The organism is Pseudomonas sp. Marseille-Q5117 (assembly GCF_946901175.1).
GTDB lineage: Bacteria > Pseudomonadota > Gammaproteobacteria > Pseudomonadales > Pseudomonadaceae > Aquipseudomonas > Aquipseudomonas iranensis.
In genome coordinates, this window is the sequence record NZ_CAMPPP010000024.1 from 1 (window position 1) to 23,385 (window position 23,385).

General features: G+C 61.7%; 20 protein-coding genes. 11 read left to right on the forward strand and 9 right to left on the reverse strand.

What is annotated here, in order from left to right; translation table 11 throughout:
* Positions 1–3: 3 nt before the first annotated feature.
* From OC605_RS26390 to OC605_RS26405, 4 genes are all read right to left on the reverse strand, one after another.
* Positions 4–261: a DUF1652 domain-containing protein gene (locus OC605_RS26390; protein ID WP_024013284.1), complete on the reverse strand. Its 258-nt coding sequence runs from the start codon at positions 259–261 to the stop codon at positions 4–6.
* A 140-nt stretch (positions 262–401) separates the two neighbouring features.
* Positions 402–1,898, reverse strand: coding sequence for a helix-turn-helix transcriptional regulator (locus OC605_RS26395; protein ID WP_262140324.1), 1,497 nt, complete (start codon positions 1,896–1,898; stop codon positions 402–404).
* A 201-nt stretch (positions 1,899–2,099) separates the two neighbouring features.
* Positions 2,100–3,383 carry a Zn-dependent hydrolase gene (locus OC605_RS26400; RefSeq protein WP_262140326.1) on the reverse strand — a complete coding sequence of 428 codons (1,284 nt, stop codon included), beginning with the start codon at positions 3,381–3,383 and terminating at the stop codon, positions 2,100–2,102.
* Positions 3,384–3,519: 136 nt separating this feature from the next.
* Positions 3,520–5,004, reverse strand: coding sequence for an NCS1 family nucleobase:cation symporter-1 (locus tag OC605_RS26405; protein ID WP_125926938.1), 1,485 nt, complete (start codon positions 5,002–5,004; stop codon positions 3,520–3,522).
* Positions 5,005–5,628: 624 nt separating this feature from the next.
* Between OC605_RS26405 and hydA the strand changes: the two genes are divergently transcribed.
* The 3 genes from hydA to preA all read left to right on the forward strand — a co-directional run bounded on the left by hydA (position 5,629) and on the right by preA (position 9,875).
* Positions 5,629–7,068, forward strand: a complete 1,440-nt coding sequence (gene hydA / locus OC605_RS26410) for a dihydropyrimidinase (RefSeq protein WP_262140327.1) — start codon at positions 5,629–5,631, stop codon at positions 7,066–7,068.
* A gap of 164 nt (positions 7,069–7,232) precedes the next feature.
* Entirely contained in the window at positions 7,233–8,600 is a 1,368-nt protein-coding gene (locus OC605_RS26415; RefSeq protein WP_262140328.1) for an NAD(P)-dependent oxidoreductase, read from the forward strand.
* A complete protein-coding gene (gene preA, locus OC605_RS26420) occupies positions 8,601–9,875 on the forward strand; it encodes an NAD-dependent dihydropyrimidine dehydrogenase subunit PreA (protein WP_071172797.1) in 1,275 nt (424 codons plus the stop codon).
* A gap of 202 nt (positions 9,876–10,077) precedes the next feature.
* Here the strand turns inward: preA and OC605_RS26425 are convergent, their stop codons facing one another.
* Both OC605_RS26425 and OC605_RS26430 read right to left on the reverse strand, forming a co-directional pair.
* Positions 10,078–10,698 (reverse strand): TetR/AcrR family transcriptional regulator, encoded by a 621-nt coding sequence (locus OC605_RS26425; RefSeq protein WP_024013291.1) that lies wholly within the window; start codon positions 10,696–10,698, stop codon positions 10,078–10,080.
* A 90-nt stretch (positions 10,699–10,788) separates the two neighbouring features.
* Positions 10,789–11,811, reverse strand: coding sequence for a hypothetical protein (locus OC605_RS26430; RefSeq protein WP_262140329.1), 1,023 nt, complete (start codon positions 11,809–11,811; stop codon positions 10,789–10,791).
* A 223-nt stretch (positions 11,812–12,034) separates the two neighbouring features.
* On the opposite strand from OC605_RS26430, the gene OC605_RS26435 reads away from it, so the two are divergent.
* Complete coding sequence (locus tag OC605_RS26435; protein WP_041480860.1) at positions 12,035–12,316, forward strand: hypothetical protein; 282 nt, start codon at positions 12,035–12,037, stop codon at positions 12,314–12,316.
* A gap of 51 nt (positions 12,317–12,367) precedes the next feature.
* Here the strand turns inward: OC605_RS26435 and OC605_RS26440 are convergent, their stop codons facing one another.
* Positions 12,368–12,574 carry a hypothetical protein gene (locus tag OC605_RS26440; RefSeq protein ID WP_016775135.1) on the reverse strand — a complete coding sequence of 69 codons (207 nt, stop codon included), beginning with the start codon at positions 12,572–12,574 and terminating at the stop codon, positions 12,368–12,370.
* Between the two features lie 244 nt (positions 12,575–12,818).
* On the opposite strand from OC605_RS26440, the gene OC605_RS26445 reads away from it, so the two are divergent.
* The 4 genes from OC605_RS26445 to paoC all read left to right on the forward strand — a co-directional run bounded on the left by OC605_RS26445 (position 12,819) and on the right by paoC (position 18,615).
* Entirely contained in the window at positions 12,819–14,573 is a 1,755-nt protein-coding gene (locus OC605_RS26445) for an L-lactate permease (protein WP_056789178.1), read from the forward strand.
* A 270-nt stretch (positions 14,574–14,843) separates the two neighbouring features.
* Positions 14,844–15,467: an aldehyde dehydrogenase iron-sulfur subunit PaoA gene (paoA, locus tag OC605_RS26450; protein WP_041480864.1), complete on the forward strand. Its 624-nt coding sequence runs from the start codon at positions 14,844–14,846 to the stop codon at positions 15,465–15,467.
* The gene (locus OC605_RS26455; protein ID WP_262140330.1) at positions 15,464–16,420 is read left to right on the forward strand and encodes an FAD binding domain-containing protein; all 957 of its coding nucleotides are present in this window, start codon (positions 15,464–15,466) and stop codon (positions 16,418–16,420) included. The genes paoA and OC605_RS26455 overlap by 4 nt, the downstream gene beginning before the upstream one ends.
* Positions 16,417–18,615, forward strand: a complete 2,199-nt coding sequence (paoC, locus tag OC605_RS26460; RefSeq protein WP_262140331.1) for an aldehyde oxidoreductase molybdenum-binding subunit PaoC — start codon at positions 16,417–16,419, stop codon at positions 18,613–18,615. The genes OC605_RS26455 and paoC overlap by 4 nt, the downstream gene beginning before the upstream one ends.
* 338 nt (positions 18,616–18,953) lie before the next feature.
* On the opposite strand, the gene OC605_RS26465 is transcribed toward paoC, so the two are convergent.
* Positions 18,954–19,430 (reverse strand): cupin domain-containing protein, encoded by a 477-nt coding sequence (locus tag OC605_RS26465; RefSeq protein ID WP_262140332.1) that lies wholly within the window; start codon positions 19,428–19,430, stop codon positions 18,954–18,956.
* 96 nt (positions 19,431–19,526) lie between these two features.
* On the opposite strand from OC605_RS26465, the gene OC605_RS26470 reads away from it, so the two are divergent.
* On the forward strand, positions 19,527–20,420 hold the full coding sequence (locus OC605_RS26470) for a LysR family transcriptional regulator (RefSeq protein WP_262140333.1): 894 nt from the start codon (positions 19,527–19,529) through the stop codon (positions 20,418–20,420).
* A 6-nt stretch (positions 20,421–20,426) separates the two neighbouring features.
* Here the strand turns inward: OC605_RS26470 and OC605_RS26475 are convergent, their stop codons facing one another.
* Complete coding sequence (locus OC605_RS26475) at positions 20,427–21,386, reverse strand: aldo/keto reductase (RefSeq protein WP_262140334.1); 960 nt, start codon at positions 21,384–21,386, stop codon at positions 20,427–20,429.
* A gap of 111 nt (positions 21,387–21,497) precedes the next feature.
* On the opposite strand from OC605_RS26475, the gene OC605_RS26480 reads away from it, so the two are divergent.
* Together OC605_RS26480 and OC605_RS26485 are read left to right on the forward strand one after the other, a co-directional pair.
* Entirely contained in the window at positions 21,498–22,268 is a 771-nt protein-coding gene (locus OC605_RS26480; protein ID WP_125926929.1) for an alpha/beta hydrolase, read from the forward strand.
* Between the two features lie 250 nt (positions 22,269–22,518).
* Positions 22,519–23,385 (forward strand): CAP domain-containing protein, encoded by an 867-nt coding sequence (locus OC605_RS26485; RefSeq protein ID WP_125926928.1) that lies wholly within the window; start codon positions 22,519–22,521, stop codon positions 23,383–23,385.

Below are 23,385 nucleotides of genomic sequence, written 5' to 3' on the forward strand. Positions count from 1 at the left end.
CGCTTAAGCCAAATCCGGATCCCGCGAAGAACGCAAGGAATTGCTCTCAAGCTCATACCGCAACTCATCCACCAACGCCTCGACCGCCCCAGGCGTACGCAGCGAAGCCAGATCCAGCCCGCTGATCACCAGATCCACCTGCCCCGAATCCCGGTGATACAACTTGACCGTCAGCGAATGATCACCATCCACCGAACACTCACAAGCCAGCGGCGCAAAACTGTGCTCGAGCCGAGCGCGCAACTGCGCAAGATTCATCATTGACGTTGTTCCTATGACTGTTTCAAAAGGGGCACGATCGCAAACCCGAAATGGTCTACACCGCACCCCACCAGCCTAAGAACACAACGCCTTGGCCAATACATGAATTTGCACCCTTGTAACTAGTGCATTTGCACCCCTCAACGCTGGCCCTTGGTGCCCCACTCTCCCGAAAACAAACCGCGCTCGCGAGCCCAGACGATCGCCTCGCTGCGGCTATGCACATCGATTTTCGAGTACACAGTGGCAACATGATTGCGCACGGTATTGGGCGCCAGTTTCAACCGCGCGGCGATCTCTTTGTCCGCCAGTCCTTCACAGATCAAGCCCAGCACATCGCGCTCACGGGCCGTCAGGTCAGTGAAAGAGGCACTTGGCAGCTGCGGCGAGTTGATCTTCTTCACGTTGGCCAGCTTTTCGATCAGCGTCCGGCTGAACCACGACGCATCCTTCATCACCTCTTCAATCGCCGCGACCAGCTCAAGTTCAGTGCGCTTGCGCTCGGTCATGTCCATCAGCACCAGCAAATAGCAGGACGTGTCGTGAATGTTCACGGTGTCGGCCGAGACCGCACATTCCAGCAACTCCTCGTCCTTCTTGCGCACCGGCACATCTACCCGATCGACCCGACCGTTCTTCGCCAACGCCGACAATAACCGGGTGCGCGCCCCGTCATCGTGGATGAAGCTCAACTGCGTCACGGTTTTCCCGAGTACGTCATCGCTGTCATAGGCGAGGGTATCGAGAAATGCCTGATTGACGTCGATGACCTCCTGCTTGTCAGCGGTGCAGATCAGAATCGGTACCGGAGTCAGACGAAAAGCCTTGGCAAAGCGCTCCTCGCTCTGACGCAAGGCCACTTCGACCCGGCGCCGGGGCTCCATGTCGACGAAGGAGAACAGCATGCAATTCTCGTCATTGAGCAGCAGCGGCTGACCGGCAACGATCACCTGTTTACTGCCACCGTCCGGGAGGCGCAGTTCCGCCTGCATCTGCGGAATGGTCGCGACATCGCGCAAGCGCTGAACGGCCAGATCGCGCTGATCGGCCTGTTCGAAAATATCGATTTCATACGCCGAGGTGCCGATCACCTGATCGCGGGTATAGCCGGTCATTTCCAGAAAGCCCGGGTTGACCTTGATGTAACGCAAATCGCTGAGACGACAAATCACTGCCGGCGCGGGGTTGGCGTTGAAGGTTTTTTCGAAGCGCAGCTCGGCGTTGGCCCAATCGGTGACGTCGCTCATGATCAGCACCAGCGACTCGGGCTGGCCGACGCGGTCGGTCAGCACCATGCTGCGCACGCTGTGCACCCAGACCCGCTCCGGGTCGTCCACGGACGAAACTTCAATCAGCACATCATTGAACGCCTCGCAGCGCGCGACGCGGCTGATCGGGTAACTCTCCGGTGGCAAGACATGATTGTTGCGATAGCGCAGCGTGAAGCGTTTGGCATACTCGTCGGCGTTGCTGCCCAGATCACCGATGGTGCTGACACCGTGCATGGTCAGCGCCGCTTCGTTGGCCCAGAGAATGCTTTTGTCGAGTTCCAGCAGAATCACCCCGTCCGACAGCCCGGCGATGATCTGCTGCAACTGGCGACGGTTGGTTTCGGTGGTCAGGACTTCCTGGCTCATTGGATCTCCACACTGTGATGCGGCTAGGTGAAGAGTACGACCGCAGCGGTTCGGGATCGTGCCACGGCCTCAAAATCGCCAGAAATCCCCTGTGGGAGCGAGCCTGCTCGCGAAAGCGCTGGGTCAGACAGGCCATTCGGTGACTGACCCGGCGCATTCGCGAGCAGGCTCGCTCCCACAGGTTTACTGGGTGTGTTTACCTTAGGCGGCACGCTCGCTGTCCGCCACCATCGCCGAAGCCGCGAGCATCGCCCTTAGTAACACCGCACACCCTGCCGCGAGATCATCCGGTGCGGCATTCTCGATTTCGTTGTGGCTGATCCCACCCTCGCATGGCACAAAGATCATTCCCGCCGGGCCTAACTCAGCGAGGAAGATCGCGTCATGCCCGGCGCCACTGACAATGTCCATGTGCGACAGACCCAGTCCTTTCGCGGCACCGCGCACCGCCTCTACACAGCCCTTTTCGAAGTACAGCGGCGGGAAGTCGGCGGTCGGGGTCAGTTCATAGGTGAGGCCGTGCTCTTCGCAGGTCGCATCGATGACTTGTTTCACTTCGGCAATCATCGAATCCAGCCGCGCCGGCTCCAGATGCCGGAAGTCGAGGGTCATGCGCACTTCGCCGGGGATCACGTTGCGCGAGCCGGGATAGGCTTGCAGGCAGCCGACCGTGCCGCAGGCGTGGGGCTGATGGCCGAGGGCGGCGCGGTTGACGGCGCCGACGATCACCGAGGCGCCGACCAGGGCATCCTTGCGCAGGTGCATCGGCGTCGGGCCGGCGTGGGCTTCGACGCCGCGCAATTTCAGGTCGAACCACTTTTGCCCGAGCGCGCCGAGTACCACACCGATGGTTTTCTCTTCGTCCTCGAGGATCGGGCCTTGCTCGATGTGCGCTTCGAAATACGCGCCGACCGCGTGCCCGCTGACCTGGCGCGGACCGGCGTAGCCGATGGCGTTCAGCGCCTCCCCAACGGTGACGCCGTCGGCATCGACCTTGGCGAGGGTTTCTTCGAGGGTGAATTTCTCGGCGAAGACCCCGGAGCCCATCATGCACGGGGCGAAGCGTGAGCCCTCTTCGTTACTCCAGACCACCACTTCCAGCGGCGCTTCGGTTTCCACGCCGAGGTCGTTGAGGGTACGCAGCACTTCGACGCCGGCGAGCACACCGAAGCAACCGTCAAACTTGCCACCGGTGGGCTGAGTGTCGATGTGGCTGCCGGTCATCACTGGCGGCAGGTTCGGGTTGCGCCCGGCGCGGCGGGCGAAAATGTTGCCGACGGCATCGACCGTGACGCTGCAACCGGCGTCCTTGCACCACTGCACGAACAGGTCGCGGGCCTGGCGGTCAAGGTCGGTCAGGGCCAGGCGACAGACCCCGCCCTTTACCGTGGCGCCGAGTTTCGCCAGTTCCATGAGCGAGGCCCAGAGGCGATCGCGGTTGATGTGCTGATGGGTGGACTGCAGAACGTCTACGGCTGCGTTCATGGGGATCTCCTCAATGCTGATGCCGATAGTGCCCATGCTCTGCGTGGGCATTCATCCATGGACGCTCTGCGTCCGCTGTTGGGACGCAGAGCGTCCCGGGCTGCATTCCCACGCAGAGCGTGGGAACGATCATGTGTTACACCGCTGTTTTCACGGCAGAAGGCTGCGCCCGCATTACACACAACCCGTAATAAATCACTCCGCCCAACGCCGAGCCGGTGAACCAGCCATAGCTGTAGAACCAGCTGAACGCGTCGCTGCCCAGCGACAGCAAGGTCAGCGCCACCGGCACGCCAAAGGCGAGAAAACCCGCCCAGTTCCAAGCCGGATACACGTCATCGCGGTACAGCCCGGCGAGGTCCAGTCGCTGTTTCTTGATCAGGAAATAATCCACCACCATGATCCCGGCGATCGGCCCGAGCAGGCTTGAGTAGCCCAGCAGCCAGTTCGAATACACGGTTTCCAGGCTGATGTCGGAAACGATCAGGCCAAGCTTTTTCAGCAGTTCATGGCCCATCAGCACCAGCCCGACCAGACCGGTGAGCAACACCGCTTTGGTGCGGTTGATCACCTTCGGTGCGATGTTCTGGAAGTCATTGGTTGGCGAGACGATATTGGCGGCGGTGTTGGTCGACAGTGTGGCAACGATGATCAGCGCCATGGCCACAGCGACCCACACTGGGCTCTGGATATGGCCGATCAGCGTGACCGGGTCGGACACGGTGACGCCGACCATTTTCACCGATGCGGCGGTCATCACCACGCCCAGCGCGGCGAAGAGGAACATGGTCAGCGGCAGGCCGAAAATCTGCCCGAGGATCTGATCCTTCTGGCTCTTGGCGTAGCGACTGAAGTCGGGAATGTTCAGCGACAGCGTGGCCCAGAACCCGACCATTGCCGTCAGCCCTGCCGCGAAGTAACTCACCACGCTGGCGCCTTCCGGACGCTTGGGCGGGATCGCCAGCAACTCAGTCATCGACACATTGGGCATCGCCCACACCAGCAGGCCAATGCCCACCGCCACCAGCAACGGCGCCGACAAGGTTTCCAGCCATTTGATCGACTCGGCACCGCGAATCACCACCCACAGATTCAGCGCCCAGAACACCATGAAACCGATCACCTCGCCGGTGCCGCCGAGGGATTTCCAGCCCTCGAACACCGAGCCGAGAAACAGGTGAATCGCCAGTCCGCCGAACATGGTCTGGATGCCGAACCAGCCACACGCCACCAACGCGCGGATCAGGCACGGCACGTTGGAACCGAGAATGCCGAACGACGAGCGCAGCAGCACCGGAAACGGAATGCCGTACTTGGTGCCGGGGAAAGCATTGAGGGTCAGTGGAATCAACACGATGACGTTGGCAAACAGAATCGCCAACAGCGCTTCGCCGACGCTCAAGCCGAAATAAGCGGTGAGCACGCCGCCGAGAGTGTAGGTCGGCACGCAAATCGACATGCCGACCCACAGCGCGGTGATGTGCCATTTGTTCCAAGTGCGTTCGCGCACCTTGGTCGGTGCCATGTCGTGGTTGTAACGGGGACTGTCGAGGACGTCGCTGCCGGCTTCGAGCTCGTACAAGCCGTCGCGCTCGGTCACTTGTGATCTGGTCTGTTGCATGGCCGCTCCACTGTTCTTCTGATTATTTTTTGCTCATCAGGCGGCTGGCGCATACGACGCCAGCCGGACGATGGCCGGAGGAACTGACAACTTTCATGCACCGGCCATGGTGTCAGCGGCGGCATCAATAAACGTGCCGGTTCTCGCGCTTAACGCTTGGGCGGTGCACTGGATGCTTTGCAACTTTCTGATATTTATCAGTTTTAATTGAATATTCGATGAGTCCGGGAAAACTTGTCTGAACGCTCAGGCTAAACGTCGGGCAAGTTGTCCGAAGTGTCAGGACTCAAACTGGTGCACTGCATTTATTTTTGTCGGTGAACCCGCAACCGCAGCACAACTTCAAGCGGCTGATTTCACATAGGAAATCTTGCTCATATTTCCATCCTGTCAAGTGCGTCAAAATGGTGAACGGCCTCACCATTTTGGTGATTTATCGTTTTTATATTTATTTATCAATAGCTTGAAACAGCTATAAGCTTATAAAAAATATTCTTGATCATTCTTGAAATCGCGACTAGTTTCTATTCCTGACAGCGATGACAGGAATACGAACTTCGCCGCTGTACCTCAATAAAACATTTAGAACCGGCACAAGTCGGTCATGCCTGCGAGGAATCCGGAATGTCTCTGTTGATCCGTGGCGCCACCGTTGTTACCCATGATGAAAGTTACCGCGCCGACGTCTATTGCGCTGACGGCGTGATCAAAGCCATTGGTGAAAACCTCGACATTCCCGCCGGCGCAGAAATGCTCGACGGCAGTGGCCAGTACCTGATGCCCGGCGGCATCGATCCGCATACGCATATGCAACTGCCGTTCATGGGCACCGTTGCCAGCGAGGATTTCTACAGCGGCACCGCTGCCGGTCTGGCCGGCGGCACTACCTCGATCATCGACTTCGTCATTCCCAATCCGCAGCAATCGCTGATGGACGCGTTTCATCAGTGGCGCGGCTGGGCGCAAAAGTCCGCGTCGGACTATGGCTTCCACGTCGCGATCACTTGGTGGAGCGAGCAGGTGCGCGAGGAAATGGCCGAGCTGGTCAGCCACCACGGCATCAACAGCTTCAAGCATTTCATGGCCTACAAGAACGCGATCATGGCCGCCGACGACACTCTGGTGGCGAGTTTCGAGCGCTGTCTGGAACTCGGTGCGGTGCCGACCGTGCACGCGGAAAATGGCGAGCTGGTCTATCACCTGCAACGCAAGCTGATGGCTCAGGGCATTACCGGGCCGGAAGCGCATCCGCTGTCACGGCCTTCGCAGGTCGAAGGTGAAGCCGCGAGCCGGGCGATCCGTATCGCCGAAACCATCGGAACGCCGTTGTACCTGGTGCACGTTTCCACCAAGGAAGCTCTGGACGAAATCACCTATGCCCGCAGCAAGGGCCAGCCGGTTTACGGTGAGGTGCTGGCCGGGCACTTGCTGCTTGACGACAGCGTCTATCAACACCCGGACTGGCAGACCGCCGCCGGCTACGTGATGAGCCCGCCGTTCCGTCCGCGCGGCCATCAGGAGGCGCTGTGGCACGGGCTGCAGAACGGCAATCTGCACACCACCGCCACCGACCACTGCTGCTTCTGCGCCGAGCAGAAAGCCGCCGGCCGCGACGACTTCAGCAAGATCCCCAACGGCACCGCCGGTATCGAAGACCGTATGGCGGTGTTGTGGGATGAAGGCGTCAACTCCGGACGATTGTCGATGCAGGATTTCGTTGCGCTGACCTCTACCAACACCGCGAAGATTTTCAATCTCTATCCACGCAAAGGTGCGATCCGCGTGGGCGCCGATGCCGATCTGGTGCTGTGGGATCCGCAAGGCACTCGGACCATTTCCGCCAAGACCCACCATCAGCAGGTGGACTTCAACATCTTCGAAGGCAAGACCGTGCGCGGCGTGCCGAGCCACACCGTCAGCCAGGGCCGCGTGGTCTGGGCCGATGGCGACCTGCGCGCCGAACGCGGCGCCGGACGCTACATCGAACGGCCGGCCTACCCGGCGGTGTTTGATCTGTTGAGCAAGCGGGCGGAGTTGCACAAGCCGACTGCCGTTAAACGCTGACCCCTAGTGATCGTTCCCATGCTCTGCGTGGGAATGCAGCCCGGGACGCTCTGCGTCCCATTGGAACGCATAGCGTCCCTTGAGGCATTCCCACCCAGAGCGTGGGAACGATCAACCACTGCCCACCAGAGGCAGCACCTCAATTAGCCATGAGGCCATAAACCGTGATCGAGACCCTGAACCACCTTCCCAACCCGCACGAAAGCGCGGCCGCCCTCGCCGGCCATTTCACTGATCTGGCGCCGCCGCTCAATGCCCGTCAGGCGCATCTGGAAGCCTCGCGCTGCCTGTATTGCTACGACGCGCCTTGCGTCAATGCATGCCCCAGCGAAATCGACATCCCGTCATTCATCCGCAACATCCATCAGGACAACGTCCAGGGCGCGGCGCAGAAAATCCTGTCGGCAAACATCCTCGGCGGCAGTTGCGCGCGGGTCTGTCCGACGGAAATCCTCTGCCAGCAAGCCTGCGTGCGCAACAACGCGCAGGAATGCGCGCCCGTGCTGATTGGTCTGCTGCAACGTTATGCCGTAGACAACGCACATTTCGCCGAACATCCGTTCCAGCGCGCCCCGGCCACAGGCAAACGTATCGCCGTGGTCGGCGCCGGGCCGGCCGGGTTGTCTTGCGCTCATCGCAGCGCAATGCACGGGCATGATGTGGTGATTTTCGAAGCACGGGAAAAGGCCGGCGGGCTTAACGAGTACGGCATTGCCAAGTACAAACTGGTCGACGATTACGCGCAGAAGGAGCTGGACTTCCTTCTGCAGATTGGCGGGATAGAAATCCGCCACGGCCAGAAACTCGGTGCAAATCTTACTCTCAGCGAACTGCATCAACAGTTTGACGCGGTATTCCTCGGCCTCGGCCTGAATGCCAGCAAGCAACTCGGTCTGGCCCACGAAGACGCGCCGGGCCTGCTCGCCGCCACCGATTACATCCGCGAACTGCGCCAGGCCGATGACCTCACGCAACTGCCCTTGGCCGAACGCTGCATCGTTCTCGGCGCCGGCAACACCGCGATCGACATGGCCGTGCAAATGGCCCGCCTCGGCGCGCGCGACGTCAATCTGGTGTATCGCCGTGGTGCCGCAGACATGGGCGCCACCCACCATGAGCAGGACATCGCCAAAGCCAATCAGGTGCGATTGCTGACCTGGGCCCAGCCGGAGCAAGTGTTGCTCGATGATCAGGGCCGCGTGCGCGGCATGCGTTTCGCCCGCACCGATCTGGTTGAAGGGCGTCTGCAAACCACCGGAGAAACCTTCGAGCTGGCTGCCGATGCGATCTTCAAAGCCATCGGCCAGAGCTTCGATGACAACGCCCTCAGCGATCCGCTGGCGCGCGAACTCAAGCGTCAGGGCGAACGCATCGAGGTCGATGAACACCTGCGCACCAGCGTCCCCGGTGTGTATGCCGGCGGCGACTGCACCAGCCTCGATCAGGACCTCACCGTGCAAGCGGTACAGCACGGCAAACGCGCCGCCGAGGCGATCAACGCTCAACTGATGCTCAACGTGGAGGCTGCGTAAATGGCCGATCTCTCGATAGTCTTCGCCGGTATCAAAGCGCCCAACCCGTTCTGGCTGGCTTCCGCGCCGCCCACCGACAAGGCCTACAACGTGGTCCGCGCCTTCGAAGCGGGCTGGGGTGGCGTGGTCTGGAAAACCCTGGGTGAGGATCCGGCGGCGGTCAACGTTTCCTCGCGTTATTCGGCGCATTACGGCGCCAATCGCGAAGTGCTGGGCATCAACAACATCGAACTGATCACCGACCGCTCGCTGGAAATCAACCTGCGCGAAATCACCCAAGTGAAGAAGGATTGGCCGGATCGCGCGCTGATCGTGTCGCTGATGGTGCCGTGTGTCGAGGAGTCGTGGAAACACATCCTGCCGCTGGTCGAGGCCACTGGCGCCGACGGCATCGAACTGAACTTCGGCTGCCCCCACGGCATGCCCGAACGCGGCATGGGCGCAGCGGTCGGCCAGGTGCCGGAATATGTCGAACAGGTGACGCGCTGGTGCAAGACGTACTGCTCGCTGCCGGTGATCGTCAAACTCACCCCGAACATCACCGACATTCGCGTCGCCGCCCGGGCGGCGCATCGTGGTGGCGCCGATGCGGTGTCGCTGATCAACACGATCAACTCGATCACCAGCGTCGACCTGGACCATATGGTCGCCCTGCCCACCGTCGGCAGCAAAAGCACCCACGGCGGCTATTGCGGTTCGGCGGTCAAGCCGATTGCGCTGAACATGGTCGCGGAAATTGCCCGTGACCCGCAGACCCAAGGCTTGCCGATCTGCGGCATTGGCGGCATCGGCAGCTGGCGCGACGCCGCGGAGTTCATGGCGCTGGGCAGCGGCGCGGTGCAGGTGTGCACGGCGGCGATGCTGCATGGTTTCCGCATTGTCGAAGAGATGAAGGACGGCCTGTCGCGGTGGATGGACAGCCAGGGCTACGCCAATATCGCCGAGTTCTCCGGGCGCGCCGTGGGTAACACCACGGATTGGAAGTACCTCGATATCAACTACCAGGTCATCGCAAAGATCGACCAGGAGGCGTGCATTGGTTGCGGGCGTTGCCACATCGCTTGTGAAGACACCTCACACCAGGCGATCGGCAGTCTGAAACAGGCCGACGGTACGCATAAATATGAAGTGATCGATGAGGAATGTGTGGGCTGCAACCTGTGCCAGATCACCTGCCCCGTGGCCGACTGCATCGAGATGGTGCCGATGGACACGGGCAAGCCGTTTCTGGACTGGAATCATGATCCGCGCAACCCCTACCACGTTGCAGTCTGAAAAACCCCCTCACCCTAGCCCTCTCCCCAAGGGAGAGGGGACTGATTGGGGGATGCTGACAAACTTCGCCGACCTGAAAGAGTTGTTGTGAATCCATAATCGACACGGTCTTTCAGGTCGATGTACCTCTCAATACACCTCGGTCGGCCCCCTCTCCCTCTGGGAGAGGGCTGGGGTGAGGGTAAGCCCTTGATGGTGCTCTTCAAGGCTCCAGCCCGATCCCGCGCAAAATCACCCCCGTCACTGTCTGCACCGCCCGCTCGAACTGCATATCCGACAACGGCTGATGATCATTGAGAATGTTCACCTGATGATCAAAGTCGGCGTAGTGCTGGGTCGACGCCCAGATCATGTACAGCAAACCCGAGGGCTCCACCGGCAGAATCCGCTTGTCCTCGACCCACTGGCGAATCTTCGCTTCCTTCATCTTCGCCCAGTCATACAGGCTCGCATCCAGCGCCTCGCCCAGAGTCGGCGCGCCGTGGATGATCTCGTTGGCCCAGACTTTCGAGCCATAGGGCCGGCTGCGTGAGTGGTTCATCTTGGCGCGGATGTAACTGCTCAGCACCACGCGCGGGTCGTCGAACATCTCGAAGCACAGCGCGTCCTGCTTCCACACTTCCAGCAGATCGAACAGCACCGCGCTGTACAGCTCGCTCTTGGTGCTGAAGTAGTAATGCAGATTGGAACGCGGCAACTGCACTTCGGCAGCGATGTCCGCCATGGCGGTGCTGCCGAAGCCTTTTTCGGCGAAAACCTTTTCCGCCGCCAGCAGGATTTTCTCGACGTTACTGCGGCGAATCTCGATCTTGTGATTGCCCATGTGGGCTCCCTGACAACAGCGTTGCGCAAGACTAGCATCCGCTCTGATCCGGGCGCGACCGCCGCCAACAAAACTTCGCAGGTGCAGGCGCTATGGCACAGCGTTCACACCGATAGGCATTAGCTCATTCACGCCCAAATTACCTTCAACCTGCCCGGCCATGTGCAACGTGCCGGCCATCACCCCCGTGGTCGGATTCTGCAGCAGCTTCTGCCAGGCTTTGTCGAAGGTATTGCCGAGGCTGCTGCGAATCAGCGCTTCGCTGTCGGGGCGGTCGTTGGCCTGGATGATGGCGCGAATGCCGGCCACGCCGACCGAAATCATCGCCCCGGCGAGTTTACCCGCCGCTGCCGCCACCGCACTGGCGGCGCCGCGCGGGGCCATTTCTGCCTCGATGCGTTGGCTGGCGCGCTTGGCCACCGGGGCCATGGCTGCTTCGGTGGAAGAGATGCCCTTGGCGCCGCCGTCGGTGTGGATCTTGTCGATCAGCGCGGCGTACGCCGGGAGGGTGTTGAGCGGCTCGGTGCTGATGACTTTGAACAGCGAAGCATCCCGCGCCGGCGGCGGTCCCAGGGCGATGGCCGGGACCTTCTGCAAGCGCCCGTTGAGCTGCGCAATCGGCACACCATGACGCTGGGCGATGAGCGGCATCTGCTGCGCCATCAACTGCGCATAGAACGCCGTGGCCTGCGCCAGGATCGCATCCGGATCGATCTCCACGGCGACCGGCGCGAGGACTTTTTCCTGATATTGCTCAAGCAGATACGCCGCCAGCCGTTTCGCCGAAGCGTCCTGCTCGCCGCCGGCGCTGATCGTGTACCAACTGACCTTCATCGACAGCCATTCCTGGGTCCAGTAGCTGCTGAACCAGGGGATGAAATTTTCTTCAGTTTGCTGATAGACCCGAGTGCGCCAATGTTCCATCGAGCCACGGGCGAACAGCTTGACCTGCTCGGTGGCCTGCTGCGATGCGCTGAGGATCTCGCGGTCGATCTGCTGCCAGGTTTGCGCCGACACCACCACCGCCTGCGGCGCACTCACCGGCGCCCGAGCCGAGGAGGCGCAGCCGGCCAGCAAAAGCAGTGCGGCGACGACCAGCGCGCGTGGGTTCACGGTGGTGGTGTCCTTTGGCTTGGGGAGGTGCAGGTTTGAGTATAGGCAGGTCAGTCGATTTCGATGCTGAAGGTTCCGGCCTGCTCGCGAAGGCGCCCTCAGCCCCACTGCAAATGCTCAACCATCACCACCATCGATATCCACCATCGCCACGATTGCCTTCCGCCCTCCCATGATGAAAGGCACGATTGACTCATCCGAAACACAACGAGGCGTTCACACCATGATCCACACCCAAGTCACCCTCTCCGTGAGTTTCCCGGTGTTCGGCAGCAACTACTACCAACAGCACGTCGTGCCGCGCAAGGCGCAGACGCTGGTGTTCAACGAAGATTTCGACGATCTGCTGATGCCCGCCGCCAGCAACCATTTCAGCAATGAAGTGGTCGGCCTCAACGATCAGTTCCGTTTTCTGAGCGACATACTCGCCACCCATTTGCTCGATCACGAGGCCTCGGTGCCTGCGCGATCCCGCGTCCAGGCGAACGCTCGTTTTTTCAACTGAAGGCTGATGCACAGAGGGCGTTCCTTTGATGGGAACGCCCTCTTCATTCAATCAGTCATCATCGCGATCACGGTGATAACGACGGCCATCGCGGCGGTCGTCATCGCGGTCGTCCCAGCGCCGGTCATGGTCGTAATAGCGGCCGTGGTCGCGGTCGTAGTGCCGGCCATGGCGATGGTCATCATCAAAATCCGCAATACAGCCGCTGAGCAATACGGCGGCGGTCACAGTGAGCAGCATGGTTGTCGCTTGCTTCATTCAACACTTCCCTAAAACCCAAGGTCTTGACGACGGAAATCGCCACGCTGCCCGCGTCTTCGGGACGCAGTGCGCGCAGCCGCAGATACGACCGGGCAAAAGCGCGTTGATTCAGTGGCCACTATCGACCGTTTGTCGGCTCGTTCGTCGCAGCCGAACAGCGGCGTAACGCCACCTATACTGCTTGCAACCTACCCCCATGCAATGGATCTGCGCCCTCAATAACAATAAGCAGAGGTGGATCATGGTCTGGCAGCAAATCTACGACCCGTTCGGCAACCCGGTACTCTCCACGCTGATGGCCGCAGTGCCGGTGGTGGTGATGCTCGCGGCGCTGGCGTTCTTTCACGTCAAGGCGCATCTGGCGGCGCTGTTGGCGCTGGCGTCGGCCCTGCTGATCTCGATTTTCGCCTTCGACATGCCGGCGGGCATGGCCGGTTCGGCGGCGTTGTTCGGCGCGGCGAATGGCTTGCTGCCGATCGGCTGGATTGTGCTCAACATCATCTTTCTGCATCGCCTGACCACCGAAAACGGTTCGTTCAAAGTGCTGCAGGATTCCCTCGCGCGGATCACCGATGACCGACGTTTGCAATTGCTGCTGATCGCCTTCTGTTTCGGTGCGTTCTTCGAAGGTGCGGCAGGCTTTGGCACGCCGGTAGCGGTGACCGGGGCGATTCTGATCGGCCTGGGTTTTTCGCCACTGGCCGCATCGGGTCTGGCGCTGATCGCCAACACTGCGCCCGTGGCTTTCGGTGCGCTGGGCACGCCGATCATCACCCTGGCCAAAGTCACCGGGCTGGACGAGATGGAGCTGTCGATGATGGTCGGTCGACAGCTGCCGTTCTTCTCGGTGCTGGTGCCGTTCTGGTTGATCTGGGCATTTGCCGGGTGGCGCAAGATGCTCGAGGTGTGGCCGGCGATTCTGGTGGCTGGAGTGAGTTTCGCCATCCCGCAATTTCTCGTCTCGAACTATCACGGGCCGATGCTGGTGGACGTCATCGCCGCGCTGATTTCCATGGCCTGCCTGACGCTGTTCCTCAAGGTGTGGAAACCGGCAACCATCCACACCTCGGCAGCGCTGTCCGGGCGCGTCGACAACTCCAAGGTCGACGAAGAAACAGTCACCGCCAGCGCTGCGTTCAGCGATCAGGCGCGTCCGGCAGTGATGCGTGCGTGGATGCCGTGGATCATCCTCACGGTGTTCGTGTTTGCCTGGGGCACGCAGGGCTTCAAGAACATGTTCGATACGCGCCCAGTGATCGACCCGGTCACGCAATCGGCCAAGCTCGACCCGCAAGGCAAACCGGTACGCGAGGCCAATCCGATCTTCGCCCCGGCGGTGACCTTCACCGGTCTGCATCTGCAAATAGAAAAAGTGCCGCCGGTTGTCGCGGCGCCGAAAGCCGAGGAAGCGATTTACAAGTTCACCTGGCTGACCGCGACCGGCAGCGGGATTTTGCTGGCGGCGATTGTTGGCGGTCTGCTGATGGGGTATTCGATCCCGCAACTGATCAAGCAGTACCTGCGCACGTTGTGGGTGGTGCGATTTTCGTTGATCACGATTGCGGCGATGCTCGCGCTGGGCTTCCTCACGCGCTATTCGGGGCTGGATGCGACCATGGGCCTGGCGTTTGCGGCCACGGGGATTTTCTATCCGATGTTCGGCACGCTGCTCGGCTGGCTGGGGGTGGCGCTGACCGGTTCCGACACGGCTTCGAACGTGCTGTTTGGCGGCTTGCAACGGGTGACCTCGGAACAGCTGGGTATCAGTCCGGTGCTGATGGCGGCAGCGAACAGTTCCGGTGGGGTGATGGGCAAGATGGTCGACGCGCAGTCGATCGTCGTCGCCTCCACCGCGACCCGTTGGTACGGGCATGAGGGCGAGATTCTGCGTTACGTGTTCTTCCACTCGATCGTGCTGGCGATTCTGGTCGGCGGGCTGGTGACGTTGCAGGCGTACGTCGCACCGTTTACCTCGATGGTGGTGGGTGGGCCATAACTGAAAAACACATCTCCACTGTGGGAGCAAGCCTGCTCGCGAAGAGGTCGGCACATCCAGCAGCGGCTGGGTCTGGCCCGACGCTTTCGCGAGCAGGCTCGCTCCCACGGGTCAATTGATGAGCTGCGCACATAACTCTTTAGCGCAAATCCGACAAAACCTTTTCCCTCCCGCTGCGGTCACTCCTTTTACGAGACTGGCATGCATGCCGGCGCGCCCGTTTGGGCCTTTTGCAATCCTGCCGCCCGATGAGAGAAAAGGAATCGAACCATGCCGATTTCCCGACGCAATTTCATGATCCTCGGCGCCGTAACCGCGACGGCGTTCGCCATGCCCCCCTTTATCAGCCTCAAGGCCTACGCGGCCAGTCTGGAGCAACCGGCCATGAGTCAAGTGACCCTGCAAGTCAACGGTAAACCGCAAACCCTCGAAGTAGACACCCGCACTACCCTGCTCGACGCCCTGCGCGAACACCTGCACCTGACCGGCACCAAGAAAGGCTGCGATCACGGCCAGTGCGGCGCCTGCACGGTGATCGCCGACGGTCGGCGGATCAACTCCTGCCTGACCCTGGCGGTGATGCACGACGGCAGTGAGGTGACCACCATCGAAGGCCTCGGCATGCCGGACAAGCTGCACCCGATGCAGGCCGCCTTCATCAAGCACGACGGTTACCAGTGCGGCTATTGCACCCCTGGGCAGATCTGCTCGGCGGTCGCGGTGCTCAAGGAAATCCGCGACGGCATTCCCAGCCACGTCAGCCCAAGCCTGACCGAGCCGCCGAAGCTGATCGCCGCCGAACTGCAGGAGCGCATGAGCGGCAATATCTGCCGCTGCGGCGCTTACTCGAACATCATCGAAGCCATCACTGAAGTCGCGGAGGTGCCGGCATGAGAGCCTTCAATTACAGCCGCGCCGACTCGCCTGCCGCAGCCGCTTCCCAGGCTGCGCAAGTCGAGGGCGCCAAGTTCATCGCCGGCGGCACCAACCTGCTTGACCTGATGAAACTCGACATCGAAACCCCGGTGCACCTGATCGATATCAACCACCTCGGCCTGGACCAGATCGAAGCAACACCCGAGGGCGGACTGCGCATCGGCGCGCTGGTACGCAATACCGATCTGGCCGCCGACGCGCAGGTGCGCAAGGACTACGCCCTGCTCTCCCGCGCCTTGCTCGCCGGGGCTTCCGGGCAGCTGCGCAACATGGCGACCACCGCTGGCAACCTGCTGCAACGCACCCGTTGCCCCTACTTTTACGACACCCACCAGGCCTGCAACAAACGCAACCCCGGCAGCGGTTGCGCGGCGATCGGCGGCGTCACCCGGCAGCTGGGGATCATCGGCGTCAGCAATGCTTGCATCGCCACCCACCCGAGCGACATGGCCATCGCCATGCGCGCGCTGGATGCGCAGATCGAAACAGTAAAGCCTGACGGCAGCACCCGCAGCATCCCAGTGGCCGATTTCCATCAGTTGCCAGGCAACACGCCGCACATCGAAACCAGCCTGACGCCCGGCGAGTTCATCACCGCCGTGACCCTGCCCGCACCGGTCGGCGGTACGCACATTTATCACAAGGTTCGCGATCGCTCGTCTTATGCGTTTGCTCTGGTCTCGGTCGGTTTGATCCTGCAAAAGGACGGCACCGGCCGCGTCGCCGTGGGCGGCATTGCGCCGAAACCGTGGCGGGTCGAAGCCGCTGAAGCGCTGCTGCCCAAGGGTGCCAAAGCAGTCAGCGAACGCCTGCTTGAAGGCGCGACGCCCACCGAGGACAACCAATTCAAACTGCCACTGGTCGAGCGCACGCTGGCTTCGGTGTTGGCGCAAGCGAGGGAAACCGCATGAAATTCGACACGCCCGCCACCACCAATCCCATCGACCGCCTGAGGGTCGTCGGCCAGCCCACCGAGCGCATCGAAGGCCCGTTGAAAACCAGCGGCCAGGCCACTTACGCCTACGAACAACATGAAGCGGCGGCCAATCAGGCCTACGGTTTCATGGTCGATTCGGCGATCGCCAAAGGGCGGATCAAAGCCATTCATCTCGACGAAGCCAAAGCCGCGCCCGGCGTACTCGCAATCGTCACTGCCGAGAACGCCGGCAAGCTCGACAAAGGTGATTACAACGCCGCGCATCTGCTCGCCGGTCCCGAAGTGCAGCATTACCAGCAAGCCGTTGCATTGGTGGTTGCCGAGACCTTCGAACAGGCCCGCGCCGCCGCGCAACTGGTCAAGGTCGATTACCAAACCAGCGAAGGCAAGTTCGATCTGGCCAGCGTCAAAGACCTCGGCGTCGAGCCGAAAGACGAGCTGCCGGACGTCAATCATGGCGACTTCGACAAGGCCTTCACCGCCGCCCCGGTGCAGTTCGATCAGACCTACACCACGCCAGACCAGTCCCACGCGATGATGGAACCGCACGCCACACTGGCCGCATGGAAAGGCGATCAGCTGACCGTGTGGACCTCGAACCAGATGGTCGCCTGGAGTGTCGGTGACATCGCGAAAACCCTCGGCCTGCCGAAGGAAAAAGTCCGATTGGTCTCGCCGTACATCGGCGGTGGTTTCGGCGGCAAACTGTTCATCCGCGCCGACGTGATTCTCGCCGCTCTCGGCGCGCGCATGGCGGGGCGGCCGGTGAAAGTCGCCCTCGCCCGCCCGCAAATGGCCAACAACACCACCCATCGCCCGGCAACCATCCAGCGCATCCGCATGGGTGCCAATGCGGACGGCAAGCTGACCGCCATTGCCCATGAAGGCTGGTCAGGCAACCTTGCTGACGGCAAGGTCGAACTGGCCGCGCAACCGAGCCAGTTGCTCTACGCCGCAGAAAACCGCCGCGTCAGCATGCGCCTCGCCCCGCTCGACCTGCCCGAAGGCAATGCCATGCGTGCGCCGGGTGAAGCGCCGGGGCTGATGGTGCTGGAAATTGCCATGGACGGAAAGGCAGAACAACTGAAGATGGACCCGGGGCTGTTCCGCATCGCTAACGACACTCAAGTCGACCCGGTGAAAACCGAGCGGCCGTTCTCCCAGCGTCAACTGGTCAAATGCCTGCAGATCGGCGCCGAGAAATTCGGTTGGGATCAGCGCAAGGCGCAGCCGGGCACACGCCGTGAGGGCCGCTGGCTGATCGGCATGGGCGTGGCGGCGGCGTTTCGCAACAACCTGCTGGTCAAGTCCGGCGCCCGCGTGCGCCTGGAGCGTGATGGCAAGGTCGTTGTAGAAACGGACATGACCGATATCGGCACCGGCAGCTACACGATCATTGCGCAGACCGCCGCCGAGATGATGGGCGTTGGTCTCAATGATGTGGTGGTGCGTCTGGGCGATTCGGACTTCCCGGTCTCGGCCGGTTCCGGTGGCCAGTTCGGCGGCAACTGCTCGACCGCCGGGGTCTACGCTGCGTGCGTGAAATTGCGCGAAGCGGTGGCGGCCAAGCTGGGGCTGGCGGCGGATCAGGCGGAGTTCGCCGATGGTCAGGTGCGCGTCGGCAGCAAGAGCCTGCCGCTGCGCAACGCGGCTGAAGGCGGCGCATTGGTCGGCGAGGACAGCATCGAGTTCGGTGATCTGGCCGAGAAATATCAGCAATCGACCTTCGGCGCGCATTTCGTCGAAGTCGCCGTCGATGCCGCCACTGGCGAGGTTCGCGTACGGCGCATGTTGGCGGTTTGCGCGGCGGGGCGAATTCTCAACCCGACGTCGGCGCGCAGTCAGGTCATCGGCGCAATGACCATGGGCGTCGGCGCCGCATTGATGGAAGAACTGGCGGTGGACAAGCGTCTGGGCTTTTTCGTCAACCATGACCTGGCCGGATACGAAGTGCCGGTGCACGCCGACATTCCGCATCAGGAAGTGATCTTCCTCGAAGAAACCGACCCGATTTCGTCGCCGATGAAGGCCAAGGGCGTGGGTGAATTGGGGATTTGCGGCGTGAGTGCAGCGGTGGCCAATGCGATCTACAACGCCACCGGCGCGAGGGTGCGGGAGTATCCGATTACGCTGGACAAGATTCTTGATTCGTTGCCGGAGATGATCTGAAGCGAAAAGCCCCTCATCGGAACGCCGCCCGCCTAGCCCTCTCCCAAAGGGAGAGGGGACCGATCCAGGTATATTCAGGATGTGCAGCGACGTGAAAGTCTTTCTGTGTATCCATAATCGCAACGGCACGTTCAGGTCGATGCACATCGCAAGACACCTCGGTCGGCTCCCTCTCCCTCGGGAGACGCCTGGGGTGAGTCGCATGCTGTTAGCGCACCTGCATGGAGTGCTAGGGGTCGAGTGGATTCACCACCACGCTTGCAGAATGCCGAAGGTCTCGAGCATTCCCCAATCGGCTCCCTCTCCCTCGGGAGAGGGCTGGGGTGAGGGGCGCGGTTTCACTCGATCTTTGGATATTGCTCATCACTGACCTGCTCCATCCAGTCCACCACCTTGCCATCCAGCACTTCGGCAATCGCGATATGACTCATCGCCGTCGTCGGTGCTGCCCCGTGCCAATGTTTGGCGCCCGGGGCAATCCACACGGTATCGCCCGGGCGGATTTCACGAACCGGCTGGCCCCACTCCTGCACCAAGCCTGCCCCCGAGGTGACGATCAATGTCTGCCCCAGCGGATGGGTATGCCATGCAGTGCGCGCGCCCGGCTCAAACGTTACGGTCGCGCCACTGACCCGCGCCTCGTCGGTGCCTTTGAACGGCGCATCCACCCGCACCGTGCCGGTAAACCAGTCAGCCGGGCCTTTGGCCGAAGGTTGCGAGCCATTCGGTGTGACCGTGACACGGGGATTTTCGGTGGCCTGCACCTCACCAGCCAGCAGCGAGAGCGTCAGTGCAGAAGCAGCAATCGGGTTCATGGCATTTCCTCCAGTAAATGATGCAACCACTGTAGCGATCAGCACTCTTTGGATAATCGACTAGAATCCGAAAAAACTTATGCAGGACGATCATCAATGCTTCGTGAAAACGCCACCGACCTGCTCGCCTTTCTCGCCGTCGCCCGTGAACGCAGTTTCACCAAGGCTGCGGCCAAACTCGGCGTGTCGCAATCGGCGCTCAGTCACACCATTCGCAGCCTCGAGGCGCGACTCGGCCTGCGCCTGCTGACCCGCACCACGCGCAGCGTGTCGCCGACCGAGGCCGGCGAACACTTGCTGCAAACCATCGGCCCGCGCTTCGAGGAAATCGAGGTGGAACTGGCCGCCCTGAGCAACCTGCGCGAAACCCCGGCGGGCAAAATCCGCCTCAGCGCCACCGACCATTCGCTGAACTGGATCCTGCGTCCGGTGTTGCAGGATTTCCTGCCGCAGTACCCGGATGTATCCGTCGAGGTTTGCTGTGACTATGGTTTCGTCGATATCGCCGGCCAGGGCTTCGATGCCGGTGTGCGCCTGGGCGAAGACGTCGCCCAAGGCATGATCGCCACGCGCATTGGCCCGGACATGCGCATGGCCGTGGTCGGCTCCCCCGCCTACTTCGCCCGACGCGCTGCGCCGCAGACCCCGCGCGACCTGACCGATCACGCCTGCAACAACCTGCGCTTGCCAACCAATGGCGGGCTGTATTCGTGGGAGTTCGAAAAGGACGGCGAGAGTCTGAAGGTGCGTGTCGCCGGGCAGGTCACCCTGAACGGCGTATACCCGTTGCTCGACGCCGCGCTGGATGGTTTCGGGCTGAGCTACATCCCGGAAAACGTCGTCGCGCCGTTTCTGGCGGACGGTCGCCTGGTCCAGGTGCTGGGAGACTGGTGCCCGGCATTTTCCGGTTATCACCTGTACTACCCGAGCCGACGCCAGGCAGCGCCAGCGTTTGCGTTGTTGCTGGAGGCGTTGCGCTATCGCGGTTGACCCGGCTCAGCCCAGCAACGCAATCAACTGATGCCGCTGCGCATCGGTCAGCATCGGCCCAAAACCGGCTCCGGCGTTGTCAGCCATGTAGCGCGGATTGCTGGTCCCCGGAATCACACAGGTCACCGCCGGATGCGCCAGGAGAAATTTCAGCGCCAGTTGCGGCCAGCTGTTGACCTGTACATCCGAGACCCACGCCGGCAGCGGCTTGCCCTTGAGCCGGGCGAGCAAATCACCGCCGCCAAACGGCCGATTACAAATCACCGCCACCCCACGCTCGCGGCACAGCGGCAGGATGCGTTTCTCGACCGCACGATCATCCAGAGCGTAGTTGATCTGCAGAAAATCCAGCTTCTCGGCTTTCAGCACCGCTTCGACTTCGTCATAGGCCGACGAGGTGTAATGGGTGATGCCGATGTAGCGAATCCGCCCCTGCTCCTGCCATTCGCGCAGGGTCGGCAAGTGCGTTTGCCAGTCGAGCAGGTTGTGAACCTGCATCAGGTCGATGCGCTCGGTTTGCAGCAGTCTGAACGACTGCTCCATCTGCGCGATGCCCTCTTTGCGCCCGCGCGTCCACACCTTGGTGGCGAGAAACGCCGGCGAGCGCGGTTCGTGGATCGACAGCAATTCACCGGTGGTCTGCTCGGCGCGGCCGTACATGGGTGAGCTGTCGATCAGCGTGCCGCCCTTCCTGAACAGCGCTTCGAGGACGGCGGGCAACTGCCGGTAAACCGGATCGCCCGGCGCGACGTCGAAACCGCGATAGGTGCCCAACCCGACCATGGGCAGTGCCTCGGAGCTGGAAGGGATGGCGCGGGTCTGCATGGTCTGGTCTCCTGCCGTGGGCGGCGCAGTGGCGGTCGGCGCTACGCTGCCGGCCAATGCCCGATCAATGGTGAGCAGCGCCGCAGCTTGGGCAGCCAGCGTGAGCAAGCGGCGACGTGAGTAACCCTCAGTGTGGCGCATGCGAGTCCTCCTGCTGCGCGGATCTGTTGCACGGTGTGTGCGCCGGCTGTCAGGCGCAGTCGCTGAACTACACTGCCACAGCCAACCTTTCTCCCCGTTAAAAGTAGCCGAATGTCCCGAACCCTGATGTCACTCGTCGTTTTCATCATTGCCGTGTACCTGGTGCTGTGCGCCGCGCTGTTCGTGTTTCAGCGCTCGCTGATCTGGTTTCCCCAGCCTGCCGCCGTGGTTGCAGCGGACTCGCGAATGAAACTGTCGATGCCGGATGCCGAGGTCTGGGTGACAACTCGAGAGCGCAGCGGATCGCGCGCGCTGATCTATTTCGGCGGCAATGCCGAGGACGTCTCGCGCAATCTGCCGGAATTCACTGAGGCGTTTCCTGGCTACGCGCTGTATTTCCTGCATTACCGAGGCTTTGCTGGCAGCACCGGCTCGCCATCCGAAGCCGCGATTGCCGAAGATGCGCTGGCACTGTTCGATCAGGTCTATGCCAGCCACCCGCAGATTGCAGTCATTGGACGCAGCCTCGGTTCGGGGGTAGCGGTGCGCCTGGTCAGTCAGCGGCCGGTGCAGAATCTGATTCTGGTGACGCCGTTCAACAGCCTCGAGGAAATCGCCGCACGGCAATACCCATGGGTGCCGGTGAAATGGTTGCTCAAGGATCGTTTTGAATCGGGCAAGTACGCGGCGCATATCCGCACGCCGACATTGCTGTTGGCGGCCAGCGATGACGACGTGATTGGGCGCAGCAGCACGCAGCGCTTGTTCGAGAGTTTTCCTGCGGGCGTGGCGACGCTGAAGGTGGTGCCGGACTCGGGGCATAACTCCATTTCCGAGCGGGGGGAGTATTTGCGGTGGATGGGGGATGTGTTGAATCGCTAGTGGTTGTTTGCCAGTGATAGAGGGGTCGACCGGGGCGGCGTCTTCGCGAGCAGGCTCGCTCCCACAGTTGTTCCGAGTACGCCGTAAGCGCGATGTGGGAGCGAGCCTGCTCGCGAAGGCAGCGGTTCAAACAACAGCAATTCAATTGCATTGCCGCCACTGAACCAAGTCCAAAAAACCCAGTCCTATCCGCGCCGCCACACACGGCTCCCTCACTCTAGCGCTGTCCCCTTTCAGAGCTGTCCGTCCCATGCGCCACGCCGTTCGTTCGTCTCGCTTCGTTTCTCTGTGCCTGCTGATCCTGTTTCCTTTGTTCACTGAATCCGCCCACGCCAGTGCGGAGCGCGAGCTGGTGGCCGCCATCAATGATTACCGCGCCCATCCGCAGCGCTGCGACCGTCGCCCTGCGCAGCGTCTGGCGCCTTTGGCTTTGAAATCGAATCTGGCCTTGCCGATCGGCTATCGCTACGGCGGCGGCATGCGCGAGGCGTTGAAGTCTTCCGGCTATTCAGCAATCACGGTGCGCAGCATCCGCATTATCGGAGCCGAAGACGCCGACGAGGCCTTCGATCAGTTGCAGAGCGATTATTGCGGCGCCTTGCTGGATGCGAACTACGCCGACATCGGCATCAGCCATTCGCGCAATCAATGGCAGGTGGTGCTGGCGCAACCGGTGCTCGACAGCCGCGTCGGTGACAACCGCAGCGTCGGCAAGGCGCTGCTCGCCGAGGTCAACGCTGCCCGCGCCCGGCCGCGTATGTGCGGCCGCCAGCGCTTTGCCGCCGCGCGGCCATTGAGCTGGAATGCCGCCCTCGGCGCAGCGGCTCAGGGCCACAGCAAAGCCATGGCTTACGGCAATTATTTCGCCCACCGCGATCCCGACGGTGACATGCCGGCCGACCGCGCCCGTGCTGCCGGTTATCGCGGCCGCCAGGTCGGGGAAAATATCGCTGCGGGACAAAGCTCACCAGGCAAAGCCATGGCCGGCTGGCTGGCCAGCCCGGGCCACTGCGCCAACCTGATGAACCCGATGTTCACTCAGGTCGGCGCCGGCTTCGCCAGCGAAGCGCGCAGCGACGACGGCGTTTACTGGACGATGCTGTTCGGCGCGCCGTAA